Source organism: Pseudomonas sp. RIT-562, assembly GCF_026241895.1.
GTDB classification, from domain to species: Bacteria; Pseudomonadota; Gammaproteobacteria; order Pseudomonadales; family Pseudomonadaceae; genus Aquipseudomonas; species Aquipseudomonas mandelii_F.
The window spans coordinates 1-16079 of sequence record NZ_JAPJIV010000029.1 but is presented as its reverse complement, the minus strand read 5'-3'; the positions used below and the strand labels follow the sequence as shown (position 1 = coordinate 16079).

The window sequence follows — 16079 nt, the reverse complement described above, 5'->3', positions numbered from 1 at the left end:
AAAACCCCTGTAGGAGTGAGCCTGCTCGCGATGCAGTCGCCTCGGTCTAAAGCCCGACAACCAGCTCCCGATAATCCTCAACCGCCGCAAATTCAGCAGTGTCCTTGGGCCCCTTGCGACTGTCGGGCTCCCGCACCGCGAGCAAGTGCGCCACGCCAAAGTCCCGCGCACTGCGCAGGATCGGCAAGGTGTCATCGATAAACAGGCTGCGTGCCGGGTCGAAACCGAGGTCCGCCTGCAGGGCATCCCAGAACTGTGGGTTTTCCTTGGGGAAGCCGTAGTCGTGGGAGCTGATCAGCCGTTCGAAATACGGCGCCAATTCAATTCGCTCAAGTTTGAGCGACAGCGAATCGCGGTGGGCATTGGTGATCATTACCACGCGCTTGCCAGCACGCTTGATCGCCGCCAGGAACGTGTCCGCATCCGGGCGCAGGGCGATGAGGTGCGCGGTCTCCAATTTCAACTCGCGAACCGATAATTTCAGCTCGGTGCTCCAGAAGTCCAGGCAATACCACTGCAGCTGTCCGGCGTGGCGTTCGAACAGCGGCTGCAACTCCATCTCAGCCATGGCGCGGCTGACTCCGTGCAGCTGCGCGTAGCGTTGCGGCAGATGCTCCAGCCAGAAATGGTTGTCGAAATGCAGGTCGAGCAAGGTGCCGTCCATGTCCAGCAAAACGGTGTCGATGTCATGCCAGGGCAGCAGGGGCATAAAAAACTTCTCCAACGGTAAAAAGGATATCCGAGGTCAACATTGAGGATAGGCCGGGTATAGTAACTCGCTATCACCCAGGAGCCGCTCATGCGCCAGAAACCTACCATCCTCGCCCGCGAGATTGTCGCCACCAGTCGCCTGTTCTGCGTCGAAGAGCTGAAGTTGCGCTTTTCCAATGGCGTCGAGCGTACTTATGAGCGATTGGTCGGCAAGGGCGCCGGCTATGGCGCGGTGATGATCGTGGCGATGCTGGATGCGGATCATGCGGTGCTGGTCGAGGAGTACTGCGGCGGCACCGATGAATATGAACTGTCCTTGCCCAAGGGATTGATCGAGCCCGGGGAGGACGTGCTGGCGGCCGCCGAGCGCGAGCTCAAGGAAGAGGCCGGGTATGGCGCGCGACAGCTTGAGCACCTCACCGAGTTATCCCTGTCGCCCGGCTACATGAGCCAGAAGATCCAGGTAGTGCTGGCAACTGATCTATACGAAGAGCGCCTGGAGGGTGACGAGCCCGAGCCGATGGGCGTGAGCAAGGTCAACCTGCGGGAGCTGTCGGCGCTGGCGCAGAATCCGCAATTCACCGAAGGCCGTGCCTTGGCCGCGCTTTATCTGGCCCGCGATCTGCTGACTCAACGAGGGGCGTACCTGGCATGAATTTCCCGCACCCGTTGATGGCGCCAGTGATCGAACTGGCCTTGCAGGCAGGCGACGCCATTTTGCCGTTCTGGCGCACCGATACGACCGTGACTGCCAAGGCCGACGATTCGCCGGTCACCGCCGCAGACCTGGCGGCTCACCACCTGATTCTGGATGGGCTGACAGCGCTGGACCCGAGTATTCCGGTGCTCTCGGAGGAAGACGCGAACATCCCGCAAAGCGTGCGAGCTGGCTGGCAGCGCTGGTGGCTGGTCGATCCGTTGGACGGGACCAAGGAATTCATTTCGGGCAGCGAAGAGTTCACCGTCAACATCGCGCTGATTGAACAAGGCCGCGTGGTGTTTGGGGTGGTGTCGATGCCGACCAACGGGCGCTTTTATGTTGGTGGCGCAGGGCTTGGGTCATGGCGTGGTGACAAAGGCGCCGAGCCCTTGGCGATTCAGGTTCGCGATGTGCCGCCTGCAGGCGAAGCGTTCACCGTAGTCGCCAGCCGCCGGCATTCGAGCCCGGAGCAGGAGCGCTTGCTCGCAGGCTTGAGCGCCAGCCTGGGTGAGCTGGAGTTGGCGAACATCGGCAGCTCATTGAAATTTTGCCTGCTGGCCGAAGGCGCGGCGGATTGTTATCCGCGCCTGGCCCCGACTTCGCAATGGGATACGGCGGCGGCCCAGGGCGTGCTCGAAGGTGCGGGGGGAGAGGTGCTGGAGCTGAGCGGGGCAACGTTCAGCTATCCAGCCCGTGAATCGCTGTTGAACGGGTTTTTTGTAGCGCTGCCGGCGAAGGCGGCGTGGCGCGAAAAACTGCTCGCGCTGGCAACCTCGTAGGAGCCGGCTCCTACACAGGCCGCTACCGATGCAACACGTACTGCCCGGTAAACGTGACTGCATCCTCGGCACCCCCTGCATTCACAATCCGTGAATGCAGGGTCAATCTCGCCCGCCCATACCGGCGGTACGTCGCCAAAAACTTCTTCCACACCGCCGCGCCCGGCGCCTGGCAAATCGCAATCGCGTCCATGGTTACCGGCAGCGGATAGCTGATCTGTCCCTCCTGAATCACGATGTGCCCGTCTTCAATGCCTTCCTCGCGCAGACGCAGGTGCAACCAGCCCCAACCCGCCAGTACTGCGCCGCAATAAAGGCTGCCGCCAAACATCGTGCTCTTGTGATTGACGTTGGCCTCCAACGGCAGGTGCAGACGCAACTGCTGGTCGTGCCAGTCGAGCACCTTGAGGCCCATGTCCCGCGTCAGGGGAATGTCGTGATGGAGGATGCTTTCCAGGTGACGACTGTCGCTGCTCATGAACGTTCTCTGGTCGGTTGGCGATGATTGAACGGTAGCTCAGTCGAGATCGTCAGTGGCCGTGCTGGCGCCACCGTCGGCAAAGTTGAGCCCGTGCTTGCGCAATTTGTCGTGCAAGGTTTTGCGCGGGATGCCGAGCGCTTCCGCCAAGCTTCGAACCGAGCTGTGGGAGCGCGCGAGTTCTGCGGCGATCAGGCTCTTCTCGAAGTTTTCCACCTGCTCGCTCAACCCCCCGCCAACCACCTCCACCGTGGTCCCTGAAGTGCCATCCGGTGCGCTGTTGTCCAGCGCCAGCTCCAGGCCCAGGGCGAAGCGCTCGGCAGCATTTTGCAGTTCGCGCACGTTGCCTGGCCAGCTGTGGCGCAGCAGCAGGGCGCGTTGAGCCGGTTGCAGTTCGTGGGGCGGCAGGCCGTGGCGAGCGCTGGCCTCGTTGGCGAAATGCTGGAACAGCATCAGCGCGTCTTCGCCGCGCTCGCGCAGAGGCGGGATGCGCAGCGGCGCTACGTTAAGGCGGTAGTACAAGTCAGCCCGAAAACGCCCCTGGTCGGCGGATTGGCGCAGGTCTTCCTTGGTTGCAGCGATGATGCGGATATCCAGCGGGATCTGCTGGTTGCCGCCGAGGCGCTCAACCACTCGCTCTTGCAGCAGGCGCAGCAGTTTGACCTGCACATCCAGGCTCATGCTCTCGATTTCATCAAGAAACAGCGTCCCGCCGTTGGCGAATTCGAACTTGCCGATGCGGCGCTTCTGCGCCCCGGTGAACGCGCCGGGTTCGTGCCCGAACAGCTCGCTCTCCACCACAGATTCAGCCAGGGCGCCGGCATTGATTGCCACGAATGGCCCGTTGCGACGACTCGACAGATCGTGCAGCGCGCGGGCGACCACTTCCTTGCCCGCACCGGTTTCACCGAGGATCAACACGTCCGCCCGGGTGGCCGCCAAGGCGCCGATCTGCTCGCGCAGGCGCGACATTGGCGCCGACTGCCCGACCAGGCGGGCGCTCAGCTCGTTGCGATCGCTCAGGGCCAGGCGCAGGCTGCGGTTATCCAGCACCAACCGGCGCAGGGCCAACGCGCGACGCACGCTGTCGAGCAAGGCATCGCTGGCAAAAGGTTTTTCCAGAAAATCGTAGGCCCCGGCGCGCATTGCTTGCACTGCCAGTGGCACGTCGCCGTGGCCGGTGATCAACAGCACCGGCAGCTCTGGATCCTGGCCATGCAGCTCGGTCAGCAGTTCGAGGCCGTCCATGCCCGGCATGCGGATGTCGCTGACCACCACGCCGGGCCAGTCGCGCTCCACTTGTGCGGCCAAGCCCTTGGCTTCAGCCAGTGGCAGGATCTTCAGCCCGGCCAGGTCCAGCGTCTGGCTCAGCGCCTGGCGCAAGTGAGGATCGTCGTCGATCAACACCACCTGGATGCGGTTGTCGATGGTCATGCGCTTCGGTCCTCGGACGGTTGCAGGCTTACGCCCGGTGCGCCTGCGCGCAACTTCAAGGTGATTAGGGCGCCGCCTTCCTTGTGGTTGGCGAACGACAGTTCGCCACCGAAAGCGCGCATCAATGTTTCGCAGATCGCCAGCCCCAACCCAAGGCCCTGGGTGCGGGTCTTGGTGGTGTAGAAAGGTTCGCTGGCGCGGCCCAGGGCTTCCATGCAAAAACCCGGGCCGTTGTCGCGAATGTACAGGGTGACGCTGTCAGCAGTGGATTGGGCACTCAACCACAGCTTACGCGGCGGGCCTTTTTCCGTGAGTGCGTCCAGGGCGTTCGCCAGTAAATTGCCCAGCACCTGGCGCAGGCGAGTTTCTCCGGCTTCGACCCACAAGGTGGCGGCCGGCAAATCGCGGATCAGTTCGACCTCCATGCTGCGGCGACGCTTGGCGAGCAGGGCCAGCGCGTCGTCCAGCGCCGGTTGCAGGGCGACACTTTCCGGCGCATGACGGTCGCGGCGGGCGAACGCGCGCAGGTGAGCGATGATCGAGGCCATGCGCGCGGTCAGCTCACTGATCAGCTTGAGGTTGCCGCGGGCGTCGTCGGTGCGCTGGTGATCAAGCAGCACCTCGGCGTTTTCCGCGTAGCTGCGAATCGCCGCCAGGGGCTGGTTCAACTCGTGACTGATGCTGGCGGACATTGTGCCCAGCGCCGACAGCTTGCCGGCCTGCACCAGGTCGTCCTGGGCGCGCACCAGCTCCTGCTGGGCCTGCTCGCGCTCCAGCACTTCTTCCTTGAGGCGCCGGTTGAGGCCTTCCAGGTCACTGGTGCGCTCGGCTACCCGGCCTTCGAGTTCGCGGCGGGCTTTGGCTTCGAACGCGATGCGCTCCAGGTAATGGCGCCGACGCTGCATCATCAGGCCGAGCAGCAGCATCAACACCAGCAGGGTGGCGCCGCCGATGGCCACGACCGTACGCACTGGTCGGTCGATCAGGGTACGCGGTGCGAGGATGTTGACCGTCCAGCCCGTCTCGTCGATCTGTCGGGATTGAGTCAGCCATGCGTCGGGGTTGAGCTTCAGTGGCTGGGGATCACGAGTGGGATAGGGTTGGATCGCCGTGATGGCCTTGTTCTCCGCCTCACTCAACGTTCGAGTCGAACGAAAGCGCCATTCCGGCCGTGAGGTGAGGATGACCACGCCGTTGTGATCGGTCGCCAGCAGTTGTTCCGGGGTATTGCCCCACAGGCTTTCGGTGTGGTCCAGGTCGACCTTGACCACCAGCACGCCGATGACCTTTTCGCCTTGACGAACGGCCGCGGCGAAAAAATAGCCGCGCTTGGCCGACGTCGTGCCCAGGCCGAAGAAACGCCCGAGCCGTCCGGCCATGGCTTCGCTGAAGTACGGCCGGAAGGAGAAATTACGCCCGACAAAGCTGTCGTGTTTGTCCCAGTTGGACGCCGCCAGGGTTTTGCCGGTGGTGTCCATCAGGTACATGACTTCGGCGCCGGTCTGCGCGCTGATGTTTTTCAGCAGGCGGTTGGCGTTGCCCTGGGTGACTCCGTCGTCCGGCGCGCCGAGAACGGCGCGCAGGGCGGGAAGCTCGCCGAGGATCTGCGGCAGCACCTCATAACGGTGCAGGGTACCCAGCAGGTTGGCTACGTATAGATCCAGGGTCTGACGGTTCTGCCCGGCCAGTTCGCTGCGGTAATAGCGTTCGGCCAGATGCTCCAGCGGCCACAGCAGCGGCGCCAGGCATAGCGCGAGCAATGCAAGGCTGCGCCAGCGGGGTCTGCGGGGGAGAGTCGGAGTCATGAGGTCGAGCGCCTGTAGCGTTGATGGTCGGCATTCTTGCGCAAAGTGCCGGATGGCGCGAGGGGTGTGTCATTCAAGGGGGTTGCGTATCGCCCCGAGCAGTGGCGATATAAGCGCCTGATCAAATTCTCAGGGGTTGTTGTATGCCGCTCGCCACGTTGATTCATCGCGCCAGTTTACCTAGCCCACAAGTGCCTGCCGAGCTTGCGCTCGAGCTGCTCGAAGAGCATTACGGGTTGACTGGAAAGCTGCACGCCCTGGGCAGCCAGCAGGATCTCAACTACCGCGTGGACAGCGATCAGGGCCGTTTTGTCCTGAAAATCTGCCGCGGCGACTACGCTTTAGAAGAGCTGCAAGCCCAGCATGCAGGCCTCAGGCACCTGGCCGAACATGCCATGGTGCAGGTGCCAAAGGTCATAACCGCGAGGACCGGCGCCGATTTGCTGACCCTGCAAGTGGCCGATCAGACCGTGCATGTGCGCCTGCTGGGGTATATCGAAGGCCAGCCGCTGACAGACCTCGATCATCTGCCTGGGGCAGTGGTCGCCGGGTTCGGGCGGCTTTGCGGCGAAATGGATCTGGCGCTGGCCGGCTTCGAGCATCCCGGCCTGACTCGCACGCTGCAATGGGACGCCCGTCACGCTAACTCGCTGATCGCGCACTTGCTGCCGGTGATCAAGGATGACAGCCAGCGTCGGCAAATCGCCGATGTCGCCGAACGCGCCGAGCGGCACCTGCAGCCTCTGGTGGACAAGCTCCCGGTGCAGGCCATCCACATGGACATCACCGACGACAACGTGGTCTGGCAACGCGATGACGATCGCGTCTGGCAGTTGCAGGGCGTGATCGACTTCGGCGACCTGATCCGCACCTGGCGCATCACCGATCTGTCGGTGACCTGCGCAGCGTTGCTGCACCATGCCGCTGGCGATCCGTTTTATATCCTGCCGGCAGTGCAGGCGTATCACTCGGTGAATCCACTGACCCACGAAGAACTGCTGGCGCTGTGGCCGCTGATCGTCGCCCGTGCCGCCGTGCTGGTGCTCAGTGGCGAGCAGCAGGTGAGTATCGACCCGGGCAATGCCTACAGCCGTGACAACCTGACCCACGAGTGGGAAATCTTTCGTGTGGCCACGTCCTTGCCGTTGGAATTGATGGAGGCGGCGATCCTGTCTGCGGTTGGCCAGCACTTGCCGGGCATTGGCAGTGAAGGTTTTGCGCCGCTGCTGCCGGGCTTGGTCGGGCGCGAATTCGCCCTGATCGACCTGGGCGTCCTGAGTCCACATTTCGAAGCCGGTAACTGGGACCAGCCGGGGATTGATCAGCGATTGCTGGACGAGGCCGCCGCAGTGCATGAGCTGGCGGCCAGTCGCTACGGGCAATATCGCCTGTCGCGCACCCAGCCGGATTCGTCCAGCGAGCCGGACACTTGCCCGCTGCACGTCGAGTTAAGAGTGCCCATGGGCACGGCAGTCGAGTCGCCATTTGCCGGCATGGTGCATGAACCCGAAGCGGGTGTGCTGCAGCTCGACGGTCCGCAGCTGAGCCTGCGACTGTGGGGCGTCAAGCCTTCGCTGCACACTGGCGCGGCGCTGGTCAAAGGCCAGGTGCTGGGTTCGGTGAGCGGGCCGTTGCGGGTGCAACTGTGCCGCGGCGCTTCGTTAAATGCGCCGTTGTTCTGTACGCCTTCTCGTGCTGCCGCCTGGCAGGCGCTATGCCCGTCGCCGGCGAGTCTGCTCGGGCTGGCCTGCGATGCTGAGCATGAGCTCGACTCGCAGACCCTGCTGGCGCGTCGCGACGCCAGTTTCGCCCGCACGCAAAAACACTATTACGTTGACCCGCCGCGCATCGAGCGCGGCTGGCGTAATCACCTGATCGACATGCAGGGCCGCTCCTATCTCGACATGCTCAACAATGTCGCCGTCCTGGGGCATGGGCACCCGCGCATGGCAGCGGTCGCCAGTCGCCAGTGGTCGCTGCTCAATACCAACTCACGATTCAACTACGCGGCGGTCGCCGAGTTTTCCGAGCGGTTGCTGAAGCTGGCGCCGGACTCCATGGACCGGGTGTTCCTGGTCAACAGCGGCAGCGAGGCCAATGACCTGGCCATCCGCCTGGCGTGGGCTTACAGCGGCGGGCGCGACATGCTGAGCGTGCTGGAGGCCTATCACGGCTGGACAGTCGGTGCGGACGCGGTTTCGACATCGATTGCCGACAATCCGCAAGCCCTGAGCAGCCGTCCGGACTGGGTGCACCCAGTGACTGCGCCGAACACCTATCGTGGCGAATTCCGTGGTCCCGACAGCGCTCCCGACTACGTGCGTAGCGTCGAGCATAACCTGGCGAAAATCGCTGCGCAGCAGCGCCAGCTCGCCGGGTTTATTTGCGAACCGGTCTATGGCAACGCCGGCGGGATCTCCCTGCCACCGGGTTATCTGAAACAGGTCTACGCCCTGGTGCGCGCTCAGGGGGGCGTGTGCATCGCCGATGAAGTGCAGGTTGGCTACGGGCGCATGGGCCATTTCTTCTGGGGTTTTGAAGAGCAGGGCGTGGTGCCGGACATCATCACCATGGCCAAGGGCATGGGCAACGGGCAGCCGTTGGGTGCGGTGATCACTCGCCGGGAAATCGCCGAGGCGCTGGAGGCCGAGGGCTATTTCTTCTCATCCGCCGGGGGCAGTCCGGTGAGCTGCCAGGTCGGCATGGCAGTGCTGGATGTGATGGAGGAGGAAAAACTCTGGGAGAACGCCCAGGTCGTGGGTGGGTATTTCAAGGAACGTCTTGAGGCCTTGATCGATATTCATCCGCTGGTGGGGGCGGTGCATGGTTCCGGGTTTTATCTTGGGGTGGAGCTGATTCGTAACCGCGAGACGCTGGAGCCGGCGACGCAGGAGACTACGGCGCTGTGTGATCGACTGCGCGAGTTGGGCATTTTCATGCAGCCGACAGGGGATTATTTGAACGTGCTGAAGATCAAGCCGCCGATGGTGACTTCGCGCAGGAGTGTGGATTTCTTTGTGGATATGCTTTCGAAGGTGCTTGCAGAGGGCCTTTGAACCTGATGCCCATTGCTGTGTAGGAGCTGTCGAGTGCAACGAGGCTGCGATGTTTTGATTTTGTTTTTAAGATCAAAAGATCGCAGCCTCGTTGCACTCGGCAGCTCCTACGGGATTGGGGATCGGCAAGTAATACCGATTCTTATCGGCTTTAAAGGATATAAATTCGGCAGAACTACAAATCTCTGCTTCTAAAGCCGATTTTTATCGGTTATAAAGTCGCCATCGCCTCGGCATGGTGCAACTTCGCCTGGGCTTCCGATTTCTGTCACGGGTCGCTGTCACACTCGACCCCAGCCGCTTGCCCAGGAGATGATTCATGAGTCGTATCGTTACCGTCGCCGCTACCCAGATGGCTTGTTCCTGGGACCTTGAGGCCAACCTCGAAAACGCTGAAAAGCTGGTCCGCGAGGCTGCAGCCAAGGGCGCGCAGATCATCCTGATCCAGGAGCTGTTCGAGGCGCCGTACTTCTGTCAGAAGCCAAACGCGGATTACCTGCAACTGGCTACCACCGTTGCAGACAACGTCGCCATCAAGCACTTCCAGAAAGTCGCCAGGGAACTGCAAGTCGTGCTGCCAATCAGCTTCTACGAACTGGCCGGCCGCGCGCGTTTCAACAGCATCGCGATCATCGACGCAGACGGCAGCAACCTCGGGATTTATCGGAAAAGCCACATCCCGGACGGCCCTGGCTACCATGAAAAGTACTACTTCAACCCGGGCGATACCGGCTTCAAGGTGTGGAACACCCGCTACGCGAAAATCGGCGTGGGCATCTGCTGGGACCAGTGGTTCCCCGAGTGCGCGCGCAGCATGGCGCTGCAGGGTGCGGAAATCCTGTTCTACCCGACGGCCATCGGTAGCGAACCGCACGACAAAACCATTTCTTCGCGCGACCACTGGCAGCGCGTGCAGCAAGGCCATGCCGGCGCCAACCTGATGCCACTGATCGCCAGCAACCGCATTGGCAATGAGGAGCAGGACGGGTACGACATCACCTTCTACGGCTCTTCGTTTATCGCCAACCAGTTCGGCGAAAAGGTCCAGGAACTTAACGAAACGGAAGAAGGCGTACTGGTCCACAGTTTCGACCTCGACCAGCTGGAACATACCCGCAGTGCGTGGGGCTCCTTCCGTGACCGCCGCCCGAACCTGTATGGTGCTATCAAAACCTTAGACGGTGCCTTGGAGTCCTGATCGTCATGACCACTTTAAACAGCACGCCCCGCGCCGATGGCTTTCACATGCCGGCCGAATGGGCGCCACAAACCCAAACCTGGATGATCTGGCCAGAGCGCCCGGACAACTGGCGTCTGGGCGGCAAACCCGCGCAAGCCGCCCATGTGGCAGTGGCCAAGGCCATCGCCCGTTTCGAGCCGGTGACCGTGGCGGTATCCGCCGGCCAGTATGAAAACGCCCGTGCGCGCCTGGATGTGCCGAATATCCGTGTGGTCGAGATGTCCAGCGACGACGCCTGGGTCCGCGACACCGGTCCTACTTTTGTGATCAATAACAGCGGCGAAGTTCGCGGAGTGAACTGGGACTTCAATTCCTGGGGCGGCTTCGACGGCGGCCTTTATTCCCCGTGGAACCGCGACTCGCAGGTGGGCGGCAAGATCCTCGAGATCGAGCGCAGCCCGCGCTATCGCACCGAAGGCTTTGTGCTGGAAGGCGGTTCGATTCATGTCGACGGCGAAGGTACGCTGATCACCACTGAAGAGTGCCTGCTCAATCGCAACCGTAATCCACACCTGGACCGCGCTGAAATCGAAGCGGTGCTCAGCGCCAACCTGGCTGTGGATAAAATCATCTGGCTGCCGGACGGTTTGTTCAACGACGAAACCGATGGTCATGTGGATAACTTCTGCTGCTACATCCGGCCAGGTGAAGTGCTGCTGGCCTGGACCGACGACCCGCAGGACCCGAACTACCCGCGCTGCCAGGCTGCGATGAAAGTGCTGGAAAGTGCCACTGATGCCAAGGGACGCCCATTCACGGTGCACAAAATGCCGATTCCTGGGCCGCTGTATGCGACTGAGGAAGAGTGCGCGGGCGTGGATCCGGTCGACGGCACCCAGGAACGGAATCCTACCGTGCGGCTCGCCGGTTCCTACGTGAACTTCCTGATCGTCAACGGCGGCATCATCGCCCCGAGCTTCGACGATCCGTTGGATGGTCCTGCGCGGGAAATCCTGCAGAGCCTGTTCCCTCAGCATGAAGTGGTGATGGTGCCCGGCCGTGAACTGTTACTGGGCGGCGGCAACATTCACTGCCTTACCCAACAGCAGCCGGCGCCGCACATCGAATGAGTGAGGTTGTAACAGATTGAGTTAACTGAAAATTTTTTGACTCAGTGGATTCGCTGTTTACCGATACGCGAGGCCCGCAGCCCATCAGGACTGCGGGCCTTTTTGTATCCACTTATCGCAAACGCCAACACATTGGCACAGCTCTTGTATCGATCATTGGGTTAAACAGGGAGGAGAGAACTGCGATGTTCTGTCACAAACCTTGGATAAGTTAGCCGCTCACAAACCGGGAGAGAGCGCGGAGATGAACGCCGAAGTAAACGTATTGAGCGAGCAGGCGTCGCATCCCCTGGCAGTCAATAACGAATCGCTCCAGCTCCTGGCGCACTGGTTGAAATCCAATGGAACGCGTCAGATCAGGGAACCTGATCCGCGCCGGATGATGATCGAGCGCTACCCCGCTGGTTTATTCAGCGAAGCGGAACTGGAAGCGTTGTGGGATGTGATGGAAGGATAAGAAGAAAACAACGGATTGATAAAAGCGCTGCCGGGATGGCGGCGCTTTTTTTTGCCAAATCCAAAGGTCGCCGACCACCTGTAGCAGCTGCCGAAGGCTGCGTTCGGCTGCGAAGCAGTCGTAAACCGTGTATCTGCATTCTTCAGACAAACCGCAGTGGGTCTGGTCCTTGCGACTGCTGCGCAGCCGAACGCAGCCTTCGGCAGCTGCTACAAGGTTGTGCGGTGATCAGAAGCTGTAGGTTCCGGTCACAACCAGGCTCCGTGGCGCCCCCGGCTGAATCTGATACTGACTGGTCGCCGACTCGTAATATTCCTTGTCCGCAATATTGTTCAACGCCGCACGCAAATCCCAATCCTTCTGCCGGAACCCGGCCAACGCATCCCAGCGGCCATAGCCTGGCAGCATCACTGTGTTGAGGTTGTCGGCATAGCGATCACCCACCAACGTCAAACCGGTCTCCGCGTACCAACCCATCTCCGGTTTCCAGGTCACGAACAGGCTGCCATTGCGCTTGGCGACGTCACTGATGCGATTGCCTTCGAAACCGTTGTTGTCCTTCTCGACCGTTGCATCCTGGATGCCCACGCCACCGCGCACATACCAGTTACCGATAATCCGGCCCGTGCCTGTCAGCTCGATCCCGCGGGAGCGCTGTTTGCCGGTAAGCAGGGTGATGGTCGGATCCAGTGGGTCGCTGGTGCGGCGGTTGTAGAGTTCCAGTTCGTAGATCGCCAGCGTGGTGCTCAGTCGATCGTCGAGCCAATCGGACTTCACGCCGATCTCTTTCTGCTTGGTCAGCTCCGGGCTCAGGTCATTGCCGTTACCGGTGGCACCTGGAGTAATGCCGATCAACCCGCCACCCACTGGCGAAAAGGTCTTGCTCCAGGACGCGTAGAAGGAATGATTCTGCAGCGGGGTCCACACCAGTCCAACGCGCGGGCTGGTGCTGTGGCTGTCACGGTCTTCGGAAATGTCCCGCAGCTGGTTGGTCGATTCGATGTCGAAGGTGTCGTAGCGCAGACCGGCCAGAATCTGCCATTGATCGTTCAGGCGCAGCTGATCCTGCACGTACACCGCGCGGCTTTCGACTTCGGTGTGGTTGTTGCTCGACACCTGCATGCGCCCGGTATGGCGCAATTCACGGTTGGGATTAAACAGATCGAGTGCCGGCACCGGGGAGCTTCCTGGCCCCGAAGTCGCCGCGTTGTACAGCGTCGGATCGCGGCGCTGACTGCCAATTTCAATACCTGTGAGCAAACGGTGCTCCAGGCCGAAAGTATCGAATCCACCTTCCAGCTCGACGTTGTTGAAAACGTTACGAGTGCTCAGGTCCTGTTGCCAATGCTGGCGGGTGACCTGATTGGTCGTCGAGTTGTAGCCGGTCTGGTAGGTGTTATCAAAATCGCTGTTGAGCTTGAACACGCCAAGGGTGTGGCGCAGTTGCCAGTTGTCGCTCAGTTCATAACTGAGTTTTGAACGTAGGGATTGCGATTTGTCGTCGATGAAATCGTGATCACTGCCGTAGGTCGTATCCCGGCCTACATCCGCCGGACGCCCGTTCACCCCGGGAATGCCGCGATCCGGAGTGCGGTTGTAACGGCTGTATTCGTACTGCACCAGCCAGTTGAGGTCCGGCGTCAGCTGCCAGCTCATCGATGGCGCGAACAGTTGACGGTTGCCGCTGACGCCATCGCGGAAGCTGTTCTCGTCCATGTTGCCCATGTTCAGGCGCAGGCTGATGTTGTCGGTTGGATCAGTGCTCAGGTCGGCGTACAGGCTGCGCAGATCTTCGCTGCCACCCTGGGCTTCGATGGTGGAGCGGCGCCCGAATTCAGGCTGCTTGCTGACCCGATTGACGATCCCGCCCTGGCTACCACGGCCATACAGCACCGCTGCCGGGCCCTTGAGTACCTCAATCTTTTCAATATTGTGCAGGTCGCGCACGTACTGGCTGTCGTCGCGAATGCCGTCCAGGTAAAAGTCGTTACTGGCGTCGAAACCCCGAATGCGCAGGCTGTCGAACCGAGTGTCGGCGCCACTGCTGACGTTCGGAATGCCGCTAAGGGCAGTGCCCAGGTCGTTGGTACCGTAGTCCATCACGTTCGCGGTTTTTACCGAGTCGATGGCCTGGGGAACGTAACGCACCGGTGTCGCCGTGCGGGTCGCCGTGCTGGTTTCCTTCACTCGCGGATCATCGGCTTCAGCTTCGGCGCTGATGGAAGTCGCCGGTAAAGTGGTAGGTGCGGCGTAGGAAAAACCGGCAGAAAGCACAGCTGAAAGACCCAAGCTGAAGGGCACAAGGCGAAGAGGGGCAGGCATTTAATGAACGCGTCCGTAGGATTTTTTGGGATGGAGCTAAAACGGCGCGAATGATAATGCGTGCTATTTACTTCCGATATTTATTCCTGATAAGTTCCGACGCCCGATTGTTACCAATCATGTCAAAAATCATACATTGATGATTCCTTAGACTTTTTTCGCCTATTTACAGACGATTCTTGAAATTGACACATAGTTATGGGCGCGGCTAGGATTCGCCCCAACGCCTGTGGCCAACCGCCATGACTGACAAAATAATAAAAGGCCCGCCTCGATTTCTCGTGGGCGGGCCTTTTTGTTTTGCGTTGAAAAAAGAGCGCAACAGCGCCGTTTCAGCCGTTCGGCACAGCGCGTATCAACCGGTAATAAGGAAAAGAACAAAATGTTGAATAAGCGAATCAGCCTGATCGCTCTGGGGATGTTGAGCGCTACACAGGCCATGGCTAACGACCAGGCCGAGTCCAAGGGTTTTGTTGAAGACAGCAGCCTCAAAGTGCTGCTGCGCAATGCCTACATCAATCGTGATTACAAAGATGGCAACCCGGACAAGGCCGAGTGGGGCCAAGCGGCCATCGGCACTTTCTCGTCCGGCTTCACCCAAGGCACCATTGGTGTCGGTGTTGACGCCTTCGGTCTGTACGCACTGCGCCTGGATGGCGGCAAAGGCCGCAGCGGCGCTGGCGGTATCGACTTCTTTAAACAAGGTGCCAGCGGCAACGCGGCGGATGACCTGTCCAAAGGCGGCGCAGCGGTCAAATTCCGTCTCTCCAGCACCACGCTGACTTACGGCGACCAGATGCCGGCCCTGCCGGTGCTGAACTACGACAACTCACGCCTGCTGCCGGAAAGCTACACCGGCACCCTGATCACCTCCAAGGAGATCAAGGGCCTCGAGCTGAACGCCGGCCGTTTTACTGCCGAATCGCGCAAGAGCGCTGAAGGTCGTGACAGCGGTGGCCTGAAGTCGATCAACGTCCTGGGCGGTAGCTACCAGTTCACCGAGCAATTCAAGGCAGCGGTCTACGCGTCCGACGTTGAAGACGTGTTGAAGAAACAGTACCTCAACGCCAACTACGTATTCCCGATCGACAAAGATCAGTCCCTGACCCTGGACTTCAACGGCTATCGCACCAAGCTGGAAGATTCCTACGTCCGTGACAGCGGCGCCACCGGCGACGATAACAAGATCTGGAGCCTGGCGGCGACTTTCGCCACCGGCCCGCACTCGTTCACCATCGCCCACCAGCGCAGCACCGGCGACAGCAACCTGGGCTACGCCTACGGCGGCTATCAGCGCGGCCAAGGTCGTGTTGGCGACGGCGGTAACACCATCTACCTGGCGAACTCCTACTGGTCCGACTTCAACGCTGAAGACGAACGCAGCTGGCAGCTGGGCTACGGCCTCGACTTCGGCACCTTCGGCGTGCCAGGCCTGAGCTACAACTTCGCCTACGTGCGCGGTGACAACATCACCACTTCCACCAGCGAAGGCGGTACCGAGCGCGAAATCTTCAACCAGTTCAAATACGTCGTCCAAAGCGGCCCGGCTAAAGACCTCAGCGTGAAACTGCGCAGCTCGATCTTGCGTGTCTCGCAGAAGTCGAGCGAGTACAACGTCAGCGGCAACGAAGTGCGTGTGTTTGTGGATTACCCGATCAACATCTTCTGATGCTGATTTGAGTTTTCGTGTGTGAAAAAACCCCGACTGGTTCGGGGTTTTTTTATTTCTGGGTGGGAGATTTTTGTCTGGGGGAGTGTCATGTCGTCGAAACCGGCTTTCGAGAACACGTTTCGCCAACATGTCGTCGGCGGCGACACGTTATGGGCTCATGTCTACACTGGCGACATGAGTGAAGCCTTTTCTGCTCAAAAAACGTACAAATGATCAGGACGTCCAAAACTGATGCAATTGCTGGTTCGTGACAGCAATGAATTCAGACGCTACGAAGGGAGCTTCGAGGTTTAGTGATTTTTATGGCTGGGCAATAATTATTGGCCAGCCATAATTACCGCCAATTGCAGTAGGA

At 60.6% G+C, this 16079-nt stretch carries 12 protein-coding genes; 7 read left to right on the top strand and 5 right to left on the bottom strand.

The window, feature by feature from the left end; genetic code table 11:
• Positions 1–46 precede the first annotated feature (46 nt).
• Positions 47–709, bottom strand: coding sequence for a GMP/IMP nucleotidase (gene yrfG / locus ORL50_RS26090; protein WP_266019267.1), 663 nt, complete (start codon positions 707–709; stop codon positions 47–49).
• 90 nt (positions 710–799) lie between these two features.
• On the opposite strand from yrfG, the gene nudE reads away from it, so the two are divergent.
• The gene (gene nudE, locus ORL50_RS26085; protein WP_266019265.1) at positions 800–1366 is read left to right on the top strand and encodes an ADP compounds hydrolase NudE; all 567 of its coding nucleotides are present in this window, start codon (positions 800–802) and stop codon (positions 1364–1366) included.
• Complete coding sequence (cysQ, locus tag ORL50_RS26080; RefSeq protein WP_266019263.1) at positions 1363–2190, top strand: 3'(2'),5'-bisphosphate nucleotidase CysQ; 828 nt, start codon at positions 1363–1365, stop codon at positions 2188–2190. The genes nudE and cysQ overlap by 4 nt, the downstream gene beginning before the upstream one ends.
• A gap of 22 nt (positions 2191–2212) precedes the next feature.
• Here cysQ and ORL50_RS26075 read toward each other — a convergent pair whose 3' ends face one another.
• From ORL50_RS26075 to ORL50_RS26065, 3 genes are read right to left on the bottom strand one after another with little or no spacing between them, the layout of a single operon-like run.
• A complete protein-coding gene (locus ORL50_RS26075; RefSeq protein ID WP_266019262.1) occupies positions 2213–2668 on the bottom strand; it encodes a thioesterase domain-containing protein in 456 nt (151 codons plus the stop codon).
• Positions 2669–2707: 39 nt separating this feature from the next.
• The gene (locus ORL50_RS26070; protein ID WP_266019260.1) at positions 2708–4102 is read right to left on the bottom strand and encodes a sigma-54-dependent transcriptional regulator; all 1395 of its coding nucleotides are present in this window, start codon (positions 4100–4102) and stop codon (positions 2708–2710) included.
• Positions 4099–5907, bottom strand: a complete 1809-nt coding sequence (locus tag ORL50_RS26065; RefSeq protein ID WP_266019258.1) for a sensor histidine kinase — start codon at positions 5905–5907, stop codon at positions 4099–4101. The genes ORL50_RS26070 and ORL50_RS26065 overlap by 4 nt, the downstream gene beginning before the upstream one ends.
• 143 nt (positions 5908–6050) lie before the next feature.
• On the opposite strand from ORL50_RS26065, the gene ORL50_RS26060 reads away from it, so the two are divergent.
• The 4 genes from ORL50_RS26060 (at position 6051) to ORL50_RS26045 (ending at position 11730) form a co-directional block, all read left to right on the top strand.
• Positions 6051–8963, top strand: coding sequence for an aminotransferase (locus tag ORL50_RS26060; RefSeq protein ID WP_266019257.1), 2913 nt, complete (start codon positions 6051–6053; stop codon positions 8961–8963).
• Between the two features lie 319 nt (positions 8964–9282).
• Positions 9283–10161 (top strand): N-carbamoylputrescine amidase, encoded by an 879-nt coding sequence (gene aguB / locus ORL50_RS26055; protein WP_266019255.1) that lies wholly within the window; start codon positions 9283–9285, stop codon positions 10159–10161.
• A 5-nt stretch (positions 10162–10166) separates the two neighbouring features.
• A complete protein-coding gene (aguA, locus tag ORL50_RS26050; protein ID WP_266019253.1) occupies positions 10167–11273 on the top strand; it encodes an agmatine deiminase in 1107 nt (368 codons plus the stop codon).
• A 244-nt stretch (positions 11274–11517) separates the two neighbouring features.
• On the top strand, positions 11518–11730 hold the full coding sequence (locus tag ORL50_RS26045) for an HAD family hydrolase (protein ID WP_266019252.1): 213 nt from the start codon (positions 11518–11520) through the stop codon (positions 11728–11730).
• Between the two features lie 228 nt (positions 11731–11958).
• On the opposite strand, the gene ORL50_RS26040 is transcribed toward ORL50_RS26045, so the two are convergent.
• Complete coding sequence (locus tag ORL50_RS26040) at positions 11959–14052, bottom strand: TonB-dependent receptor (RefSeq protein ID WP_266019251.1); 2094 nt, start codon at positions 14050–14052, stop codon at positions 11959–11961.
• A 382-nt stretch (positions 14053–14434) separates the two neighbouring features.
• On the opposite strand from ORL50_RS26040, the gene ORL50_RS26035 reads away from it, so the two are divergent.
• Complete coding sequence (locus ORL50_RS26035) at positions 14435–15721, top strand: OprD family porin (protein WP_266019250.1); 1287 nt, start codon at positions 14435–14437, stop codon at positions 15719–15721.
• Positions 15722–16079 lie beyond the last annotated feature (358 nt).